This is a genomic window from Streptomyces sp. NPDC086519 (assembly GCF_040686075.1).
In the GTDB taxonomy this organism is placed as follows: domain Bacteria; phylum Actinomycetota; class Actinomycetes; order Streptomycetales; family Streptomycetaceae; genus Streptomyces; species Streptomyces shenzhenensis.
On the sequence record NZ_JBFBJL010000005.1, the window covers coordinates 1 to 18,687 of the forward strand.

At 72.1% G+C, this 18,687-nt stretch carries 14 protein-coding genes and 1 pseudogene; 7 read left to right on the forward strand and 8 right to left on the reverse strand.

Features of this window, described 5'->3' with window-relative positions; all coding sequences use genetic code 11:
• Positions 1–95: 95 nt before the first annotated feature.
• Positions 96–2,030: pseudogene (locus AB0P24_RS06815) on the reverse strand (glycogen debranching N-terminal domain-containing protein); the annotation flags it as partial.
• 64 nt (positions 2,031–2,094) lie between these two features.
• Complete coding sequence (locus tag AB0P24_RS06820) at positions 2,095–3,600, reverse strand: hypothetical protein (RefSeq protein ID WP_365791147.1); 1,506 nt, start codon at positions 3,598–3,600, stop codon at positions 2,095–2,097.
• Positions 3,601–3,720: 120 nt separating this feature from the next.
• On the opposite strand from AB0P24_RS06820, the gene AB0P24_RS06825 reads away from it, so the two are divergent.
• The 3 genes from AB0P24_RS06825 to AB0P24_RS06835 all read left to right on the forward strand — a co-directional run bounded on the left by AB0P24_RS06825 (position 3,721) and on the right by AB0P24_RS06835 (position 8,563).
• Entirely contained in the window at positions 3,721–4,941 is a 1,221-nt protein-coding gene (locus AB0P24_RS06825; protein ID WP_365791148.1) for an ROK family protein, read from the forward strand.
• A 420-nt stretch (positions 4,942–5,361) separates the two neighbouring features.
• Positions 5,362–8,082: a pyruvate, phosphate dikinase gene (gene ppdK / locus AB0P24_RS06830; RefSeq protein ID WP_365791149.1), complete on the forward strand. Its 2,721-nt coding sequence runs from the start codon at positions 5,362–5,364 to the stop codon at positions 8,080–8,082.
• 259 nt (positions 8,083–8,341) lie between these two features.
• The gene (locus tag AB0P24_RS06835; protein ID WP_365791150.1) at positions 8,342–8,563 is read left to right on the forward strand and encodes a hypothetical protein; all 222 of its coding nucleotides are present in this window, start codon (positions 8,342–8,344) and stop codon (positions 8,561–8,563) included.
• A 329-nt stretch (positions 8,564–8,892) separates the two neighbouring features.
• Here the strand turns inward: AB0P24_RS06835 and AB0P24_RS06840 are convergent, their stop codons facing one another.
• Positions 8,893–9,633 carry a rhomboid family intramembrane serine protease gene (locus AB0P24_RS06840; RefSeq protein WP_365791151.1) on the reverse strand — a complete coding sequence of 247 codons (741 nt, stop codon included), beginning with the start codon at positions 9,631–9,633 and terminating at the stop codon, positions 8,893–8,895.
• Between the two features lie 337 nt (positions 9,634–9,970).
• Here AB0P24_RS06840 and AB0P24_RS06845 point away from each other — a divergent pair, with 337 nt between their 5' ends.
• The 3 genes from AB0P24_RS06845 to AB0P24_RS06855 all read left to right on the forward strand — a co-directional run bounded on the left by AB0P24_RS06845 (position 9,971) and on the right by AB0P24_RS06855 (position 12,510).
• Positions 9,971–11,131 (forward strand): lactate 2-monooxygenase, encoded by a 1,161-nt coding sequence (locus tag AB0P24_RS06845; RefSeq protein ID WP_365791342.1) that lies wholly within the window; start codon positions 9,971–9,973, stop codon positions 11,129–11,131.
• A 91-nt stretch (positions 11,132–11,222) separates the two neighbouring features.
• Positions 11,223–11,789: a TetR/AcrR family transcriptional regulator gene (locus tag AB0P24_RS06850; protein ID WP_365791152.1), complete on the forward strand. Its 567-nt coding sequence runs from the start codon at positions 11,223–11,225 to the stop codon at positions 11,787–11,789.
• 88 nt (positions 11,790–11,877) lie between these two features.
• Positions 11,878–12,510, forward strand: a complete 633-nt coding sequence (locus tag AB0P24_RS06855) for a YciI family protein (RefSeq protein WP_365791153.1) — start codon at positions 11,878–11,880, stop codon at positions 12,508–12,510.
• A 164-nt stretch (positions 12,511–12,674) separates the two neighbouring features.
• Here AB0P24_RS06855 and nirD read toward each other — a convergent pair whose 3' ends face one another.
• The 5 genes from nirD to AB0P24_RS06880 form a co-directional block, all read right to left on the reverse strand.
• Positions 12,675–13,025, reverse strand: coding sequence for a nitrite reductase small subunit NirD (gene nirD / locus AB0P24_RS06860; protein ID WP_365791154.1), 351 nt, complete (start codon positions 13,023–13,025; stop codon positions 12,675–12,677).
• Positions 13,022–15,646: a nitrite reductase large subunit NirB gene (nirB, locus tag AB0P24_RS06865; RefSeq protein ID WP_365791155.1), complete on the reverse strand. Its 2,625-nt coding sequence runs from the start codon at positions 15,644–15,646 to the stop codon at positions 13,022–13,024. The genes nirD and nirB overlap by 4 nt, the downstream gene beginning before the upstream one ends.
• On the reverse strand, positions 15,646–16,026 hold the full coding sequence (locus tag AB0P24_RS06870; protein ID WP_365791156.1) for a hypothetical protein: 381 nt from the start codon (positions 16,024–16,026) through the stop codon (positions 15,646–15,648). Before AB0P24_RS06870 ends, nirB begins: the two co-directional genes overlap by 1 nt.
• Before the next feature lie 342 nt (positions 16,027–16,368).
• Complete coding sequence (locus AB0P24_RS06875) at positions 16,369–16,992, reverse strand: class F sortase (protein ID WP_365791157.1); 624 nt, start codon at positions 16,990–16,992, stop codon at positions 16,369–16,371.
• Positions 16,993–17,142: 150 nt separating this feature from the next.
• Positions 17,143–17,664, reverse strand: a complete 522-nt coding sequence (locus AB0P24_RS06880) for a hypothetical protein (RefSeq protein ID WP_365791158.1) — start codon at positions 17,662–17,664, stop codon at positions 17,143–17,145.
• A gap of 423 nt (positions 17,665–18,087) precedes the next feature.
• Here AB0P24_RS06880 and AB0P24_RS06885 point away from each other — a divergent pair, with 423 nt between their 5' ends.
• The gene (locus tag AB0P24_RS06885; RefSeq protein ID WP_365791159.1) at positions 18,088–18,663 is read left to right on the forward strand and encodes a TetR/AcrR family transcriptional regulator; all 576 of its coding nucleotides are present in this window, start codon (positions 18,088–18,090) and stop codon (positions 18,661–18,663) included.
• Positions 18,664–18,687 lie beyond the last annotated feature (24 nt).

Sequence of the window (18,687 nt, forward strand, 5' to 3'; positions counted from 1 at the left end):
TCGCGCGCGGCGGGTCGAGCTCGATCGGGTACTGCTCCAGCCCGGGGCCCTTGGGAATGACGATGCCGACGCCCTCGCCGCCGTGCTCGTTGCGGCGCACCCCCCACCGCGGTCAGCAGCGCCAACGGCGCCGTCGCCGACCGAGACTCCCGCACGCACGCATGCGGATACGGCACCGGCTCCGGATGCGAGTCCCTCCCGTACCCGGCCAGCACCTCCGGCAACCGGTGCCCGCCCGCCGTGGCCGCGTCCACCAGCCCGTGCGCCACGGCCCGCGCCTCGTCGTGCAGCCCGTAGCGGGCCAGCCCCAGCGCGATCAGCGCGTTGTCGTGCGGCCACACCGAACCGCGGTGGTACGACAGCGGGTGGTACGCCGCCTGCCCCGCGGCCAGCGTCCGCACCCCCCACCCCGAGAAGAAGTCCGGCTCCAGCAACCGGCGCCCGACCACCTCCCCGTACTCCTTGTCCAGCAGCCCGGACCACAGCAGATGCCCGGCGTCCGAGGCGAGCGCGTCGACCTGGCGCCCCTCCCCGTCCAGCGCCAGCGCGGGGAAGGACGCCTCCCGCATCCAGAAGTCCTGCTGGAACCGGTCCCGCAGATCACCGGCGGCCTGCTCCAGGAGCGCCGCGTACGTCTCGTCGGCCCACACCGTCCGCGCCACCCAGGCGGTCCGGCGCAGCGCGTCGTACGCGTACCCCTGCGCCCCCGCAGCCATCACGGTCCCCACCGGCCGGCTGCCGTCGGCGTAGCAGATCGCGCCGGGGGAGTCCTTCCAGTTCTGGTTGGCGAGGCCGCCCTTGTCCGCGCGGTAGACGAGATAGCCGCGTGAGGTGAGCCCGCCGTGGTCGAGCATCCAGCCGACGGCAGCGCGCGCGTTGCGTTCGAGCCGCCGGGCCATGTCCAGGTCCCCGGTCTGCTCCACGTACGCGCCCAGCAGTATCAGGAACAGCGGTGTCGCGTCGACCGAGCCGTAGTAACGCCCGTACGGCACCTGCCCGAAGTGGGCCAGCTCGCCGTGCCGTACCTCGTGGACGATCTTCCCGGGCTGGGCCACGGAGTGCGCGCCGGTCTCGGTGGCCTGGGTGGCGGCGAGGGCGGGGAGGGTGGCGGCGGCCAGGCGCGGGCGGTAGGGGAGGGCGAACAGGGAGGTGAGGAGGGCGTCGCGGCCGAGCAGGGTGAGGAACCAAGGGGCCCCGGCGGCCGGAACCCTGAGCTCCTCGCCGTCCGGGCCGGTGGCCGGCACCTGGAGGGTGGCGAGGTCGCAGAGGCCGCGGGCGCAGGCCGCCGCCAGCTCCGGCCAACCGGTCGGGAAGGCCACGCCCTGGACGAACTCCCCTTCCAGCGCGAGGAGTTGCTCGTTCAGCGCGGCCGGGTCGCGGGGCACCCGGAGCGCCCGTTTGTCGCCGTGCGGGCGTGCCATCACCCGTACCAGCAGTTCGGCCGTGCCGTGCGGCCGGAGTTCCAGCGTCCAGACCATCCGGCGGGCGCCGGTCCCGGTCTCCTCCACGCCGTCGGGGGCCGGTTCGGCGGTGATCGTCGTGGAGGACCGCCACTCGCCCCGGCGGTAGCCGAACTCCAGCCCGTCGTCGAGGACCTGGCGGGAGCGGACGGCGCCGGGCTTGGTGTAGGTGCGGTGGTCGGCCCGGAGTTCGAACTGGTCGGTGAAGTCGGCGTCGGCGGTGATCGCGAGCCGGATCGTGGTCGGCACCGGGCGGTTGCTGGTGACCCGCAGGGACTCCACGAACGAGCCGTCGCCGACGGCCTGTTCACGGAAGAGCGTGTGCGCGGGCGGTTCCTGGCGGCCGCCGCGCGGGACCAGGACACAGTGCGTGCCGTCCCCGTCGGCGACCGGGGTGAGCACCTCGGGCAGCGCCCCGTCGACCGTCAGCTGCCAGCGGCTGAGGTGCCGGGCGTCCCGTACGAATAACCCGTCCGGGGAACCGCCGCCCCGCACGCCGCTGATGTCGCCGCGGTCGTCCACGGCCGCGAACGTCGTGCCGTGCACGAGCAGATGATGCCGGTCCGTCATCCCCGGTCCCCTCCTTCGTCCCTCTGGTCGAACGTGCGGTGCCCGTCGAGGACACCCCGTTTTGTCAGCTCTTGTCCAGGTTTTGACGATCACTGTGTGGTTCGTCGTACGGCGCGGCGTGCGGCGCGTGCCGCTGGTGGTGCAGGTCCAGCGCGAGCGCCGCCGTCCAGCTGAACCCGGTCGCGCCGCACGCCTCACCGGTGAACGGGTCGACGTACTCGGCGAACCCGCTCGCGTCGGCCGTCCTTACGACCGCCTCGCCGAGCGCGTCCGCCCGCTCCCGTTCGCCGTGCTCGCGCAGCCCCCGCTCCAGCAGCCAGCCGGTGTTGGACCAGGCGGGCCCGCGCCAGTAGCGGTGCGGGTCGAAGGCCTCGCCGAGCAGGTCGTAACTGGGCACCAGCCGGGTGCCGGTGCCGAAGTGCGGGCCGTCCAGCGTGCGCACGAGCGCCGCGACGATCTCCCGGGGCAGCGTGGGCAGGAGCAGCGGGATCAGCCCGGAGACGCCGCGCTCGGGGATCAGCCCGCCGCCCTTGCCGTCCGCGCCGCCGTTGCCGCCGTTGCCGCCGTTGCGGCCGTCGCCGCCCGCGCCGGCCCGCAGGTCCCGGCAGAGGAACATCTCCCGCTCGGGATCCCACAGCCGCTCCACCAGCGCCGCCGTCAGCCGCTGGGCCCGCGCGTGCCGGGCCGTGCCGGGCGCGCCCAGCTCCCGCGCGATCCGCGCGAGGGCGTGCTCGGAGGCGATGAGCAGCGCGTTGAAGGCGGGGTCCTCGACGGCGAAGTCTCTCGCCTGGTCCGCGTATCCGGCGTCGCGGTAGTCGGCCGCCAGCCGCACGTACCGCCCGTAGTCGAGATCGGTCGGCCGGTCCTCGGCGGCGCCGTGGTCCAGGTCGGCGCGGCGGAAGGAGCGCGCCGGGGCCGGGACGACCCGGGCCAGCGGGGCGTCCCAGCAGGGGCTGTTGTCCATGCCCTGCTCCCAGGGGTGGACGACGGACGCCAGCCCGCCCCCGCCCAGGTCACGCCGGTGCAGCAGATAGCGGTGCCAGGCGGCGAGCCGTGGGTAGACACCGGGCAGGAAGCCCCGCGCACGCGACAGACCCGGGTCGGCGAGGTGCACCAGCCAGGCCGCCAGCGCGTGCACCGGTGGCTGCACGATCCCGGAGGTCTGTACGGTGCGCGGGGCGCCCGCAGCGCGCCCCGCGGTCGAGGAGCGCCAGAAGTCGGGGCTCGGGAAGTACGCGTCGAGCGGCACGGAGGGGTTGAACACGATGTGCGGGATCCGCCCGTCCCCCCACTGGGCGGCCAGCAGCGTCTCCAGCTCCGTCTGCGCGCGCAGCGGCGACAGGTGCCTGAGGCCGATCGCGATGAAGGCCGAGTCCCACGACCACTGGTGCGGATACAGGCTCCGGGAGGGCACGGTCGAGCTGCCGGTCCAGTTGTCGTCGAGCACCTGTGCGGCTCTGACGTGCAGCGACCGTCCGCCACTCGCGCCGTCGGCGGCGAGCGCGGGCGGCGGATCGTATGCAATGCCGCGACCGAGCGCATGGGTGGTGAGCTGGGCAGTGCGATCCACTCGGGACTCCCCGAAGACGTCCGGCCGACCGGGTTTGGCAGTGGCTACCGTAGGGTTACGTCTATTTAACACGCAAAACTCAATATGTAATGCAAGCTTGAGAAACACAAGGGGGTGCGCATGACCGGACGTCCCGGCAGGACCGGCAAGGGCGGCGGACAGGCGAGCGCCGGCGATCTGCTCGAACTGGTGCGCAATGGACGGGCCGTGACCCGTGGCGCGCTCCAGCAGGCGACCGGCCTCTCCCGCGCGACCGTCGGCCACCGCCTGGACCGCCTGTTCCGCGCGGGCTGGCTGCGCGAGGGCGCCGGCGGCCCGGTCGACTCCCCGCTGGGCGGACGCCCCTCCATCACCCTCGAATTCGACGACTCGCACGCGGTCGTCCTCGCCGCCGACCTGGAGACCCGCCACGCCCGCGCCGCCGTGCTCTCGCTCACCGGCGAGATCCTCGCCGAGCACTCCGGCACCCTGGTCATCCAGGACGGCCCGGACGCCGTGCTCGGCGAACTCGGCCGCTGGTTCGCCGAACTGCTGGAGAAGGCCGGCCACCCCGCCGCGGAGGTGTGCGGGATCGGCCTCGCGGTGCCGGGGCCGGTCGACATGGAGAGCGGCCGGGTGGTCCAGCCGCCGATCATGCCGGGCTGGGACGGCTACGACATACGGGGCCGCCTGGCCGGGGCGTTCACCGAGCACACGGGCGCCTCGCCCGTTCCGGTCCTGGTGGACAACGACGCGAACCTGCTGGCGTACGGGGAGCAGCGCACCGGCTACCCGGACTGCTCGGCGTTCGTCCTCGTGAAGGTCTCGACGGGTATCGGCGCCGGGGTCGTGGTGGACGGCTCGATCTACCGGGGCGTCGACGGCGGCGCCGGGGACATCGGCCACATCCGGGTGGGCGCCGAGGCGCAGTGCCGCTGCGGTTCGTACGGCTGCCTCGCCGCGGTGGCCAGCGGCGGTGCCGTGGCCCGGCGGCTGGCGGCGGCCGGGGTGCCCGCGGCCTCCGGCTCGGACGTGCGCGACCTGCTCGCCTCGGGCCACCCGGAGGCGGCCGCCCTGGCGCGGGAGGCCGGCCGCATGGTCGGGGACGTGCTGGCGACGGTCGTGACCCTGCTCAACCCGGGCGTCCTGATGATCGCGGGCGACCTGGCGGGCACCCCGTTCCTCACCGGCGTGCGCGAACTGCTCTACCAGCGGGCGCTGCCCCGCTCCACCGCTCATCTGGACGTCGTGACCTCGAAGCTGGGGGAGCGGGCCGGGCTGATCGGGGCCGGGGCGCTGGTCGTGGAGCACCTGTACGCGCCGGAGCGGGTGGAGGAGCGGTTGCTGGCGCTGGGCGTGTGACCGGCGCGTTTCGAGCGTGTTCTGGTGTCCGCGGCCCCGTCCGGATGGTGAACTCGGGCGGTCTGTGACAGCGTGATTCTCGCCACCCTTGATAAGGGTAGCGCTCAGATGAGCGGATCATGGGCGACTGCACTTCTCCAAAGGGTGGCACTGGGTGCCACCCTTTGATCGTTCATCGATCGAAATCAGACGTGCGGGATGTCCGCTCACCTGAGCGGAAAGGTGCGGTGCTGAGCGGTCTTGTGTTCAAGAAATGAAAACATCGGCCGGTCTTCGCTTGCCAAGCTTTGACTTTCGATCCGGTGGCGGACGACTGGTTACGAGCGCATGACACGCAAGTAGACATACCCAGGAGCCTTTGATCTGGGTATGTTCCTGGCCGTCAGGGCAGCCACCGAGTCTTCCAGGGAGTCGAGACCCGTGTCGGAAAACAAAGAACCCCACGCGGTGAAGTTCGTTTACGACTTCACCGAGGGAAACAAGGACCTCAAGGACCTCCTGGGCGGCAAGGGTGCGAACCTCGCCGAGATGACCAACCTGGGGCTTCCCGTTCCCCCCGGCTTCACGATCACGACAGAAGCCTGCAAGGTCTACCTCGGCAGCGGCGAGGAGCCGACGGCACTGCGTGACGAGGTGAGTGCGCACCTCGACGCCCTCGAAGAGCGGATGGGCAAGAAGCTCGGCCAGGCCGACAACCCGCTCCTGGTCTCGGTCCGCTCCGGCGCCAAGTTCTCCATGCCCGGCATGATGGACACGGTCCTGAACATCGGCCTCTCCGACAAGTCCGTGCAGGGCCTCGCCAAGCAGGCCGGCGACGACCGCTTCGCCTGGGACTCCTACCGCCGCCTCATCCAGATGTTCGGCAAGACGGTCCTCGGCGTCGACGGCGAGCTCTTCGAGGAGGCCCTGGACGCGGCGAAGGAGGCCAAGCAGGTCACCGTCGACACCGACCTGGAGGCCGCCGACCTCAAGAAGCTCGTCACCAAGTTCAAGAGGATCGTCAAGACCGAGGCCGGCCGGGACTTCCCGCAGGACCCGCGCGAGCAGATGGACCTCGCGATCAAGGCGGTCTTCGAGTCCTGGAACACCGACCGGGCCAAGCTCTACCGCCGCCAGGAGCGCATCCCCGGCGACCTCGGCACCGCCGTCAACGTCTGCTCCATGGTCTTCGGCAACCTCGGCCCCGACTCCGGCACGGGCGTCGCCTTCACCCGCGACCCCGCCTCCGGCCACCAGGGCGTCTACGGCGACTACCTCCAGAACGCCCAGGGCGAGGACGTGGTCGCGGGCATCCGCAACACGGTCCCGCTGGCCGAGCTGGAGAACATCGACAAGAAGTCGTACGACCAGCTGATGCAGATCATGGAGACGCTGGAGAACCACTACAAGGACCTCTGCGACATCGAGTTCACGATCGAGCGCGGTCAGCTGTGGATGCTCCAGACCCGGGTCGGCAAGCGCACGGCGGGCGCGGCCTTCCGGATCGCGACCCAGCTGGTGGACCAGGGCCTGATCGACGAGACCGAGGCCCTCCAGCGGGTGACGGGCGCCCAGCTCGCCCAGCTGATGTTCCCCCGCTTCGACGAGCAGGCCAAGGCCCAGCAGGTCGGCCGTGGCATCGCGGCCTCGCCGGGCGCGGCGGTGGGCAAGGCGGTCTTCGACTCGTACACGGCGGTGAAGTGGTCCCGCTCGGGCGAGAAGGTCATCCTGGTCCGCCGCGAGACCAACCCCGACGACCTCGACGGCATGATCGCCGCCGAGGGCATCCTGACCTCGCGGGGCGGCAAGACCTCCCACGCGGCCGTGGTCGCGCGCGGCATGGGCAAGACCTGCGTGTGCGGCGCGGAGGACCTGGAGGTCGACACCAAGCGCCGGCGGATGACCGTCCCCGGCGGTCACGTGGTCGAAGAGGGCGACGTGATCTCCATCGACGGCTCGTCCGGCAAGGTCTACCTGGGTGAGGTACCGGTCGTACCCTCCCCGGTCGTCGAGTACTTCGAGGGCCGGATGCACGCGGGCGCCCAGGACGCCGACGAACTGGTCGAGGCCGTCCACCGCATCATGGCCTTCGCGGACCGCAAGCGCCGGCTGCGCGTGCGCGCCAACGCCGACAACGCCGAGGACGCCCTGCGGGCCCGCCGCTTCGGCGCCCAGGGCATCGGCCTGTGCCGCACGGAGCACATGTTCCTCGGCGACCGCCGCGAACTGGTGGAACGTCTGATCCTGGCGGACACCGAGGAGGACCGCGAGGAGGCCCTCAGCGCTCTTCTCCCCCTGCAGAAGCAGGACTTCGTCGAGCTCTTCTCGGCGATGGACGGCCTCCCGGTCACCGTCCGCCTCCTCGACCCGCCGCTGCACGAGTTCCTCCCGGACATCACGGAACTCTCGGTCCGCGTGGCCCTCGCCGAGTCCCGCCAGGAACCCCACGAGAACGAACTGCGCCTCCTCCAGGCGGTCCACCGCCTGCACGAGCAGAACCCGATGCTCGGCCTGCGCGGCGTACGCCTTGGCCTGGTCATCCCCGGCCTGTTCACGATGCAGGTCCGGGCCATCGCCGAGGCCGCCGCCGAACGCAAGAACGCCAAGGGCGACCCGCGCGCCGAGATCATGATCCCGCTGGTCGGCACGGTCCAGGAGCTGGAGATCGTCCGCGAGGAGGCCGACCAGGTCATCGCGGAGGTGGAGGCGGCGACGGGCACCAACCTGAAGCTGTCGATCGGCACCATGATCGAACTCCCGCGGGCGGCCCTGACGGCGGCCCAGATCGCGGAAGCGGCGGAGTTCTTCTCCTTCGGCACGAACGACCTGACCCAGACGGTCTGGGGCTTCTCCCGCGACGACGTCGAGGCCTCCTTCTTCACCGCCTACCTGGAGAAGGGCATCTTCGGAGTCTCCCCCTTCGAGACGATCGACCGGGACGGCGTCGGCTCCCTGGTGGCGGCCGCGGCGAAGGCCGGCCGCGCCACCCGCCCGGACCTGAAACTGGGCGTCTGCGGCGAACACGGCGGCGACCCGGAGTCGGTCCACTTCTTCCACGAGGTAGGCCTGGACTACGTCTCCTGCAGCCCGTTCCGCATCCCGGTGGCCCGCCTGGAGGCGGGCCGCGCGGCCACCCAGTCGGCGGGCAGCGACCACCGCTGAGCCCGTCGGGGTCCCGTGAACCCCGGGTCCGCCGTCCGTCCCCGACCCTCAAGACCGATGGACGGCGGACCCGGCACGCAAGAGGAGGGGCGGCACCCCATGTGCGGGGGTGCCGCCCCTTCGTGTGCCGCGCTGCAAGTATTTGCCGGGCTTCATCGAGGACTGAAACAGCAGGTCAGGGGTGTGATGCCGGGATTTTCCGGTGGATCTGTGCCGACGGCCACAGCGGACGGGGCGCAACGTGGGCTCATACTGAGTCATGACTAAGCCCGCGGCACCGAAGCGTCATCTGCCCACCAGCCCCTTCAAGGCCCCGGTCACACCGGCTCCCAAGCACTTCGCGATGGGGGACCAGGTCACACATGACGTGTACGGCCTTGGCCGGGTCATCGGCGTCGAGGACGGAATCGCCGCCCTCGTGGATTTCGGCTCGGCGCAGATGCGGATCCTGAGCCCGTACGCCAAGATGACCAAGCTCTAGGATCGTTGTGCCTGGGGACCTGTAACGAAAGGCAGACCTCTCATCGACGCCACCTCGCTGTTCTCCGCCCTGGAAGGGCAACCCCGCCGTTCCACCGCGGTGTCGCCGCCTCCGACGACACAGCCCTTCCACGCCCCGGACTTCGGGGAAGACGAGTTCGTCTGGTCCGGGGACGCATCGGAGCCCGACCCGGGCACGTCCGCGGCCGCGTAGTCCGTTCAGCCGTTCAGCCGTTCAGCCCTGTTCACGGCCGTTCCGGCGAACCCCGGCGCCGTCCCGGCACCGGCCCGTCGCCGCCCGGCCGTGAACCTGGGCGCACACCCGGCCGGTCAGAGAAGGCCGAGGTCGTCCAGTTCCTTGTACAGGTCGGCGCGCGGCGAGCCGGGACCCGGCTGCGCGGTGCCGCCGGTGGCGGGGCGCGGGGCGGGGCGCGGGGCGATGCCGCCGGCGGCCGCCCGCGGCGCGCGGCGGTCGCGGAAGAGCCATGCTCCGACCAGGCCCCCCAGCAGCCCGCCGAGGTGACCGAGCCAGCTCACGCCCGGGGTGCCGGGGACGGCCACGGTCAGGAGGTAGGCGAAGGACGCGCCCATGACGAGCCCGATCAGCGTGTCGATCAGGTGCCGGTCGAAGAGGCCCCGTACGACGACGTAACCGAAGTATCCGAAGATCAGGCCGCTGGCGCCGACCGTCGCCACGTCGCCGTGCTCGAAGAACCAGACGACCAGGCCGCTGCTCAGCGCGATCAGCAGGGTCAGTCCGAGGAACCGCGCCACGCCCCGGTAGGCGGCGAGGAAGCCGAAGACGAACAGCGGGCCGGAGTTGCTCTCGATGTGCGCCCAGCTCCAGTGCAGCAGCGGCGCCACCAGGATGTCGGGCAGGGTGCCGACGTCGCCGGAGACCACCGCGTAGTGCCGGGAGAGGGCGTAGTGGTCGGAGTAGTTGGCCAGCTGCACCAGCCAGACGACCGCGAGCAGACCGAACATCACGAAGAACGCCTTCCGCGCCTCCGCGATCATCTGCTCGGGACTCATCGGCACCGCTCCGGGCCGGTCCTTCTGAAGCGCACCCATGGCAGGCTCCCCCTCGAACGGCCGTCGCGTCCCCACCACGGCGCACTGTACGACAGCCCGGTGACAGGAGCCGATCCCCCGTCACAAGGCCACAAGGCCACAAGGCCACAGGGCCACAGGGCCACAGGGCCGCTCCAGGTGCCGTGCGGGCTCGGCTGCGGCGCGTCGGTCAGCGCCGCCCGTCCTCGCCCGGCAGGCCCGCAACGGTGGCGGCATCCCGCGTTCCGCGTCGTCCGAGCCGGAATCCTGCGCTTCGAAGCCGTTGTGCGCCATTCTCCCCTTGTGGATCAGCAGGGCCCGCACCCCGCGGGGCTCCGACGTGAAGAAGGGCCGGATCATGGCGTTCGCCGACTACCAGAACGAGATCTACCTCGACGGGCTGCGCGGAGTGGTGCCGCCGTTCCCGATGTCGTACGCCGACCTGGAGCCGTTGGCCCAGGCCGCGCTGCCCCCGTCGGTGCGCTCGTACGTCGCGGGCGGCGCCGGTGACGAGCGGACGCAGCGGGCCAATGTCAGCGCGTTCGAGCGCTGGGGGCTGGTGCCGCGCATGCTGGTGGGGGCCGTGGAGCGGGACCTGTCCGTCGACCTGTTCGGGATACGGCTGCCCTCGCCGCTGTTCATGGCGCCGGTCGGGGTGATCGGGCTGTGCGCGCAGGACGGCCACGGTGACCTCGCCGTCGCCCGCGCCGCCGCCCGTACCGGGGTACCGATGGTCGCCTCGACGCTGACCGTCGACCCGCTGGAGCAGGTGGCCGGCGAGTCCGGCTCCACCCCGGCGTTCTTCCAGCTCTACACCCCCACCGACCGGGAGCTGGCCGAGAGCCTGGTGCACCGGGCCGAGCAGGCCGGGTTCAAGGGGATCGTGGTCACCCTGGACACCTGGATCACCGGCTGGCGGCCCCGCGACCTGAGCACCAGCAACTTCCCGCAACTGCGTGGGCACTGCCTGGCCAACTACACCAGCGACCCCGTCTTCCGGGCCCGCCTCGGCAAGAACCCCGAGGACGACCCGCAGGCCGCCGTCGCGCTCTGGGCGGGGATCTTCGGCAACCCGCTCACCTGGAACGACCTGCCCTGGCTGCGGTCGATCACCGATCTGCCGCTGATCCTCAAGGGCATCTGCCACCCCGAGGACGTCCGCCGCGCCAAGGACGCCGGCGTGGACGGGATCTACTGCTCCAACCACGGCGGCCGGCAGGCCAACGGCGGCCTGCCCGCCCTCGACGCGCTGCCGGGGGTGGTCGAGGCCGCCGACGGCCTGCCCGTCCTGTTCGACTCCGGCGTCCGCACGGGCGCCGACATCGTCAAGGCGGTCGCGCTGGGTGCGACGGCCGTGGGCGTCGGCCGCCCGTACGCCTACGGTCTCGCCTACGGCGGTGAGCCCGGCCTCGTCCACGTCCTGCGGGCGCTGCTCGCCGAGGCCGACCTGATCATGGCCGTCGACGGCTACCCGGCCCTCGCCGACCTGACCCCCGAGACCCTGCGCCGCGTCGCCTGACCGGCACGGCGAGACCCCCGGCCGCCGAGCAGAACCAGCGATACAGAATCAGCAGAACATGTTCAGTGCGCCCAGTCGGTATGGTCGGCACATGGCCGCGACCCGAGGGGACACCCGGCGCCGCGAGCAGGTGCTCGCGGCGGCGCTCACCGTTTTCGCCACGTTCGGCTATCGCAAGACGTCGATGGACGCGGTGGCCCGCGCCGCCGACATCTCCCGCCCCGGCCTGTACTTCCTCTTCTCCGGCAAGGAGGAGATGTTCCGCGAGACCGTGCGGCAGGAGCTGGACCGGGCGCTGGCGGACGTCCGTACGGCGCTGGCCGCACCCGGCGCGGACCTCGGCGCGCGCCTGGTGGCCGCGCTCGACGCGAACCTCGGCCGGTACGTCGGCACGCACCTCGGCAAGGGCGTCGACGACCTGCTGGAGCACGGGAGCGCGCAGCTCCACGACATGTACGACGACCACCGCGGCGCTTTCCTCGACGCGCTGGCGAAAGCGATCACCGACTCCGGCCCGCCCCTGCCCGGCAGTGTCACCCCCCAGCAGATCGCCGAGGTCCTGCGGGCGGCCGGCGAGGGCTGGAAGCACCGGGTCACCGACCGCCCGGAGTTCGTGGCCAGGCTGCGCGTGGCGGTCGCGGTGGCGCTGCGCCCGTAGGACGGGCCCGCGGGCGTGCGTGCTCGCGGCCGGCCGCCGCGGAAACCGTGTTGATGCGCTGTGGCGTCCTGCGGAAGGCTCCGTGCGCATGGAGTTCTTCTGTTACCACCGTGACCGTGCCGGCTCCGCGGCGTTGCGCGCGGAGTCGGTGGAGGACCACTGGGCCTACATGGACCGCTTCGCGGCCGAGCTGATCGCTCGGGGGCCGACGTTCGACGCGGGCGGTGAGGTGCCGGCCGGGAGCGTGCACATCGTCGACCTGCCCGGCCCCGCCGCCGCCCGCGCGTTCGCCTTCGACGAGCCCAACTACCAGGCCGGCGTGTACCGGGACGTGCTGCTGCGGCGGTGGCGCAACCTGCTGGGGCGCACCATGTGGGAGTTCCCCGGCGGCCGCACCGGCGGCAACCGGTACCTGGTGCTCGGCCTGGGGCCGGTGCCGGTGCCGGTGCCGGTGCCGGTGCCGGTGCCAGTGCCAGTGCCAGTCCCAGTGCCGCTGCACGCCGCCGCCGACGGTGCCGTCACCTGCCCCGGCCTTCCGCCCGGCACCGACCACGACGACCTGATCGCCTTCGGCCCGCTGCTGTCCGACGACGGCGCCACCTGGGTCGGCACGGCGGCCCTGGTGCGGGCCCCGGACCGGGAGCGGGCGGCGGGTGTGCTGGGGCCGGTGCGGTACGCGGACGTCGAGGTGTACGAGTGGGAGTTCGGCGGCCGCCGGTGACGACATGAACCGCGCCCGGACGACCAGGGACGTGACCAGCCGGTCGGCGCGGGCGGTGGGCCCGGTCCCCTGGCGGACGGGGACGATCACCGCCGCACCGCCGTGCGTCACCTCGCCGACGGGTGCGCCGATCACCCCGGCACCCCACGCGACGGGAGGCAGGCTCAGGCCGCTCGTACCTCGTAGGCCGCCACCCGTACCGTCTCGTCGTCCAGGCACACGCCGGTCTCCAGGTCGAAGCGCTGCTTCAGCAGCGGGGAGGCCACGAAGGGGCGGCCCTGGTGGGTGCCGGTCAGGCCGCGGGAGAGGACCGCCGCGCCACCGAACGGGTCACGGTTGTCGATGGCGTAGAGGCGGTCGGAGCGGTCACGGAAGACGGCGACCTGGCGGCCGTCCGCAAGGAGGACGGCCACGCCCCGGCCGGGGGTCAGCAGGCTCAGGTCACAGACCGTGAACCAGCTGTCCGCCAGCTGGAGCTGGACCTTCAGGTCGGTGGTCTCGGGTGCCAGGGTCATCGCTGGGTGCTTCCTTCCAGGACGTCCGCCGTGTCGTCCGCGCGGCGCAGGCCGATGGACAGCAGCGGCAGGTCGGGCTTCATCTGGTCGCGCTCGGGCACGAAGCCGACGACCGGGTCGGGGGTGTCCGGGGCGTTGACGAAGGACACGAACCGGGCGAGCTTCTCGGGGTCGTTGATGGTCGACGCCCACTCGTCCGCGTAATGGGCGACGTGCGCCGCCATCAGCGACTCCAGCTCCTCGCAGATACCGAGGGAGTCCTCGACCACCACGTCTCGGACGTGGTCCAGGCCCCCCGGGATCCGCTCCAGCCAGGTCGACGTGCGCTCCAGGCGGTCGGCCGTACGGATGTAGAACATCAGGAAACGGTCGATCAGCCGGATCAGTTCGGCGTCGGAGAGGTCCTGGGCGAGCAGGTCCGCGTGGCGCGGGGTGGCGCCGCCGTTGCCGCCGACGTACAGGTTCCAGCCGGCCGCGGTGGCGATCACGCCGAAGTCCTTCGACTGGGCCTCGGCGCACTCGCGGGCGCACCCCGACACCGCCGACTTGAGCTTGTGCGGCGACCTGAGCCCCCGGTAGCGCAGCTCCAGGTCGATCGCCATCCGGACCGAGTCCTGGACGCCGTAACGGCACCAGGTGGACCCCACACAGGACTTGACGGTCCGCAGGGCCTTTCCGTACGCGTGGCCCGACTCGAAGCCGGCGTCCACCAGCCGCATCCAGATCAGCGGGAGCTGCTCGACCCGCGCGCCGAACATGTCGATGCGCTGGCCGCCGGTGATCTTCGTGTAGAGCCCGAAGTCGCGGGCGATCTCGCCGATCATGATCAGCCCCTCGGGGGTGATCTCGCCGCCGGGGATGCGCGGGACGACCGAGTACGAGCCGTTCTTCTGCAGGTTGGCGAGGAAGTGGTCGTTGCTGTCCTGGAGCGCCGCCTGCTCGCCGTCCAGGACGTAACCGCTCGCGCCGATCGTCGGGGCGAGGGACGCGATGATCGACGCCACCGCCGGCTTGCAGACCTCGCAGCCGTCGCCGCCCCGGGCGCCCTCCCGGCCGTACCGGTCGAGCAGGTCCCGGTAGGTGCTGATGCGCAGCGCGAGGACGATCTCGTACAGCTCCTCGCGGGTCTGCCCGAAGCAGCCGCACAGGCCCTTGTCGACCTCGACGCCGGACGCCTCCAGCTCCGCCGTGACCAGCTGCCCGAGCACCTTGAGGCAACTGCCGCAGCCGGTACCGGCCTTGGTGCACTTCTTCACCTCCGGCACGGTGGTGCAGGAGTGCTCGGTCACCGCGCCGCGGATCGTGCCCTTGCTGACGTTGTGGCAGGAGCAGATGACCGCCTCGTCGGGCAGCGCGGACGGGCCGAGCTGCGCGCCGCCGCTCGCGCCGGCCGGCAGCACCAGCGACTCGGGGGCGACCGGCGGCACCGAACCGGTGAAGGCCTTCAGGGTGCCGTACGCGTCGGCGTCGCCGACCAGGATGCCGCCGAGCAGGGTGCCGTCCCGGCCGATGACCAGCTTCTTGTACAGGCCCGAACGGGAGTCGGAGTAGACGACGTCCAGGCAGTCCTCGGTCGTGCCGTGCGCGTCCCCGAAGGAGGCCACGTCCACGCCGAGCAGCTTCAGCTTGGTGGACAGGTCGGCCCCGGTGAACGTCAGCTGCTCGGCCTCGTCGGCGGCGATGGCCGCCGCGGCCGTCTCGGCCTGCTCGTAACCCGGCGCGACCAGCCCGTACACCCGGCCGTCCGCCGCCAGCGCGCACTCGCCGATCGCGAACACGTGCGGGTCGGCGACCGTACGGCACTGCTCGTCGACGGTGATGCCCCCGCGCTCGCCGACCGTCAGACCGCAGTCCCGGGCGAGCTGGTCCCGCGGCCGGACACCGGCGCTGAACACCACCAGGTCGGTGGCGAGTTCGGATCCGTCGGACAGCTTCATGCCCGTCACGGCGCCGTCGGAGCCGACCGTGATCTCCTGCGTGCCGACGCCCGTGTGGACCGTCAGGCCCATCTCCTCGATGGTGCGCAGCAGGGCCGCGCCACCGCCCTCGTCCACCTGCACCGGCATCAGCCGCGGCGCGAACTCCACGATGTGGGAGGTGAGTCCGAGCCCCTTCAGGGCGCCGGCCGCCTCCAGGCCGAGCAGTCCGCCGCCGACCACGGCACCGGTCGATGCCGTCCTCGCGTACTCCTCGATCGCGAGCAGGTCCTCGATCGTGCGGTAGACGAAGCAACCGGTCGCGTCCTTGTTGGGGACCGGCGGCACGAACGGGTACGAACCGGTGGCGAGCACGAGCGTGTCGTACGCGAAGACCTTGCCGGACCTGGCCGTCACCGTCCGCGCCGCGCGGTCGATCGTCTCCGCCGGGTCGCCCACGTACAGCTCGATGCCGTGCGCGTCGATGAACTCCATGTCGGTCATGGAGAGGTCGTCGGGGGTCTTGCCCGAGAAGTACGAGGTGAGGGCGACGCGGTCGTACGCGGGACGTGGCTCCTCGCACAGCACGACCACGCGGTGCGTGGCGGTCAGACCGCGCTCGGCGAGGGCCTCGAGGAAGCGCTGGCCGACCATGCCGTGACCGACGAGCACGAGCGTGGGGGCGGCCCCGGGGGCGGTGGTCATCAGGAGCCTCCATCGTTGGTGAGCAGGTGGCGCAGAGGGGGGAACGGGCGGCGCGGCGGCGGGAGCACGGGGTGGTGGGGGTGGCAGCCGATGGCCGGGGCCGGCGTGTCGTATGCGATCGCCGTGCCGTCCGCGTGGCCGGCGGTCCGGGCGGTCACCTCGGGGGTGTGGCGGCGGCCGGCCGGCAGCCCGGCGCGGGGCGCCCGGCCGGACCGGCGGTGCTCCTCGTCGCGGACGGGCGGCGCGGGCGTCCCGGGCATCACGGGCGTCCCGGGCGTCACGGAGATGCCGGCGAACTCGCCGGCCCGCCGGGCGGGCCGGGCGGGACGGGTGCCCGTTGGGCCGGCGCCGATCACCACCACACGCGTATTCGAGGTCATACCCAGGAGCGTGCGGGGCCGACGTTACCCGGCCGCATCACCGCTGTTTCCCGCGAGGAACGCTGCCCTCTTCGGGAGAGGGGGGTGGGTGTGAGGGGTCCGGGGGAGGGGTGGCGCGGACTGTGAGGTGCCGGAAACGCGGGGCGGCGTGGGGCGGTTACGCGGGGGAGCGGTTGTGTACGTCGGCCTTGAGACTCGTATGTCGATCTCGTACGCGATCTCGTACGTCGGCCGCTAACGCAGACCTCGACCTCGTGCACCGCGTCCGTGTACGTCGTCCGCGTACGTCGTCACTCCGGACCGCGGCCGACCGGCGGCTACCGAGGGTGACGGCCTCCGTCGTCAGCGGCTGCCGGTCAGGTGGGCGAAGACGACGACGTTCCCCTGGTATCCGGTCGTGCGCGAGTAGCCGCCGCCGCAGGTGATGACCCGGAGCTCGGGGCGTTTCGCGGCACCGTACACCTTCTCGTCGGGGAAGTCGCGGGCCTGGTAGACCTCCACCGCGTCGACGCTGAACACGGCGACGCTCCTGTCCTGCCGGTCCACCTCGATGGTCGCGCCGCGCTTGAGGGCGCCGAGGTCGTAGAAGACGGCGGGGCCCTCGGTGTTGTCGACGTGCCCGGCGACGATCGCGGTGCCGGTCTCGCCGGGGGTGGTGCCGGCCTCGTACCAGCCGGCGAGGTTCTTCTTCGCGGCGGGCGGGACGTCGAGGCTGCCGGTGGGGGTGAGGGCGAGGCCCATGAGAGGGGCGTTCACGCGGATGGCGGGGATGCGGATGCGGGTGGGCGGGGAGGGGGGCAGTGCGGGGGCTTCGAGGCGTTCCTCGCGGGGGTCGGGGCGGCCCTCGGCGGCGGACGGCTGGGGCGGCGGGGTGCGGGGGCCGCTGCCGGGGCCGAGCAGCCACACGCCGGAGCAGAGGGCTGTGACGGATACGGCGGCTATCGCGGCGTCCCCGATCCTGCGCATGTGAACCCCCTGTCCCCTCTCCTTGAGGTCCTTGAGGTCTCCTCGGGGTCTCCCTGAGGTGACCCCCTACCCCCTCCGGGCCGCGAGGGGCGTCGGACCCGGAGGGGGTGGGATGTGCGGTACCGGCGGACGGACAGCGGAGGGTGTCCGTCAGATCGCATCGCCTCTCGCCCGGCGATGCAGGAGCCAGGTACCGCCCGCGGCGGCGACGGCCAGAGCCGCCACGCCCGCCGTGGTCTGCACGGGGTCGGAGCCAAGAGCGCCACCGACCCCCGTCTTCACACTGCCGTGGGGCTGCACCTGCCCCGCGGCCGACGTCAGTGCCACCACCAGGTCCCCGATCACCTGCCGGTTCCCCTCGGCGCACTTCGCGACGATCTCGTACGTCCCCGGTTGCGCGCTCGCGGGCACCTGGAACTGCCCGATCGCCTCGCCCTGGTGCGTACTGGGCGCAAGGGTGAACTGGCCGGCGCCGACCGAACTGGCGTCCCCGACCGCCGTGCCCTTCTCGCCGCACGCCGCCGTGTTCACGGTGACCTGAGCGCCCGCCGCCGCGGTCGACGGGTACACGTCGAGGCTGCCGGTGCCGCCGCCGTACGCCGGCGCGACGGCGAGTCCGGCGGCGGCCACGGCCAGCGCGGTCCCGGTCAGCAGACGGGCGGTGCGTCGCATGGTGCTCCCTCGGTCGAGGTCGTCCACTCCCTTGCTCTACCGAGGTAAAAGCCAACCGCCCGGCCCCGCTCCCTGAGGCTCCGTCAGTTTTGCGATGAACGGGTGTCACCGGGAGGGACCGCGACGCCCGTTGGGAGGGAATTCGGGCAGGTCAAGGGGGTTGCGCGAGTACCGGTATGAAGAACACGCGAATGGTGGGGGCGGGGGGAGTGAACGGGTGACCTCCCGGCCGCGGCCGCCCCCTGTGACCGCGTCGGCCGCGGCGCCGGGCCGCCGGGGACCGCCTTCGGCAGGTACTGGAACTGCGCCTCCCGACGCACCCTCACCCCTGCGCAGGCGGCCGCTTTGGTGGCCGGAGCCCGAGCTCGCCGTCCACTCTCCGGATTACTTGAGTGACTGGACACTCTCTTATATGGTGAAGGTATGGCCAGACCACGAAGTGAGGAGCGCCGCCTCGCGATCCTGTCGGCGGCAACGCGCGTCATCGCCTCTCAAGGGATCGGGGCGGCGTCCACCGCCGTGATCGCGAAGGAGGCCGGGATCTCCAACGGTTCTCTGTTCACGTACTTCGACACCAAGGCTGCGCTGCTGAACGAGCTGTACGTCCGGCTCAAGACCGAGATGGCGGAAGTGGCCGTGGCAGGTCTTGCGCCGGACAGCGGCGCACGCGAGCAGGTCCGCCACATGTGGACGCACTGGGCGCGCTGGGCGATCGACCATCCCGCCAAGCGCCGGGCCCTGGCCCAGCTCCAGGTCGCGGACGACATCACCGCCGAGAGCCATGAGCAGGTGGGCCTCGCCTCGGCCGGGATCGCGGACCTGCTGGAACGCGCCCGCACCGGCGGACCGATGGGGGACGTGCCGCTGGGCTTCGTCCTCACCCTGGCCAACGCCCTGGCCGAGGCCGCGATCGACGAGATGATCCGGGACCCCGACCGGGCCGGTGCCAACGCCGACACCGCATTCGAAGCCCTGTGGAGGCTGCTGGCCGGCGCCTGACCCGCGACATCCACTCCGACCACA

Bases quoted from the DNA above. Each gene is read 5' to 3' on its own strand.
- AB0P24_RS06885 (WP_365791159.1), top strand. From the start codon at position 18,088: ATGGCCAGACCACGAAGTGAGGAGCGCCGCCTCGCGATCCTGTCGGCG.
- AB0P24_RS06880 (WP_365791158.1), bottom strand. From the start codon at position 17,664: ATGCGACGCACCGCCCGTCTGCTGACCGGGACCGCGCTGGCCGTGGCC.
- AB0P24_RS06870 (WP_365791156.1), bottom strand. From the start codon at position 16,026: ATGACCTCGAATACGCGTGTGGTGGTGATCGGCGCCGGCCCAACGGGC.
- AB0P24_RS06825 (WP_365791148.1), top strand. From the start codon at position 3,721: ATGACCGGACGTCCCGGCAGGACCGGCAAGGGCGGCGGACAGGCGAGC.
- nirD (WP_365791154.1), bottom strand. From the start codon at position 13,025: ATGACCCTGGCACCCGAGACCACCGACCTGAAGGTCCAGCTCCAGCTG.
- nirB (WP_365791155.1), bottom strand. From the start codon at position 15,646: ATGACCACCGCCCCCGGGGCCGCCCCCACGCTCGTGCTCGTCGGTCAC.
- AB0P24_RS06835 (WP_365791150.1), top strand. From the start codon at position 8,342: ATGACTAAGCCCGCGGCACCGAAGCGTCATCTGCCCACCAGCCCCTTC.
- AB0P24_RS06855 (WP_365791153.1), top strand. From the start codon at position 11,878: ATGGAGTTCTTCTGTTACCACCGTGACCGTGCCGGCTCCGCGGCGTTG.
- AB0P24_RS06850 (WP_365791152.1), top strand. From the start codon at position 11,223: ATGGCCGCGACCCGAGGGGACACCCGGCGCCGCGAGCAGGTGCTCGCG.
- AB0P24_RS06840 (WP_365791151.1), bottom strand. From the start codon at position 9,633: ATGGGTGCGCTTCAGAAGGACCGGCCCGGAGCGGTGCCGATGAGTCCC.
- AB0P24_RS06875 (WP_365791157.1), bottom strand. From the start codon at position 16,992: ATGCGCAGGATCGGGGACGCCGCGATAGCCGCCGTATCCGTCACAGCC.
- AB0P24_RS06845 (WP_365791342.1), top strand. From the start codon at position 9,971: ATGGCGTTCGCCGACTACCAGAACGAGATCTACCTCGACGGGCTGCGC.